The organism is Stagnihabitans tardus, assembly GCF_009925085.1.
GTDB classification, from domain to species: Bacteria; Pseudomonadota; Alphaproteobacteria; order Rhodobacterales; family Rhodobacteraceae; genus Stagnihabitans; species Stagnihabitans tardus.
Map to the genome: position 1 here is coordinate 1 of NZ_JAABNR010000113.1, position 251 is coordinate 251.

The 251-nt window shown below is 57.8% G+C and carries 1 pseudogene; it reads right to left on the reverse strand.

The features are described from left to right. Positions 1-116: 116 nt before the first annotated feature. A pseudogene (locus tag GV832_RS21855) lies at positions 117-251 on the reverse strand (IS5/IS1182 family transposase); the annotation flags it as partial.

Below are 251 nucleotides of genomic sequence, written 5' to 3' on the forward strand. Positions count from 1 at the left end.
CGCGCTGTCCGGGAATGGGTAGCAGCCCGCAATCAGCTGGCCATAATGTTCGCCGGGCGCTTCGACGCCTGAACGTATCTGAAAACCGCATGGGCCAAATCAGATACACAGAGGTTCAGACACTCCCTTATCCCTTTGTCTTTCAACGCTTCTCGATACCAATCGGCATCGTAACCCCTGTCAGCCAAGAGCCACTCCGCCTGTGGCAGATCCTGCAGAAGGGCGGCAGCGCCCATGTAGTCGCTGACCTG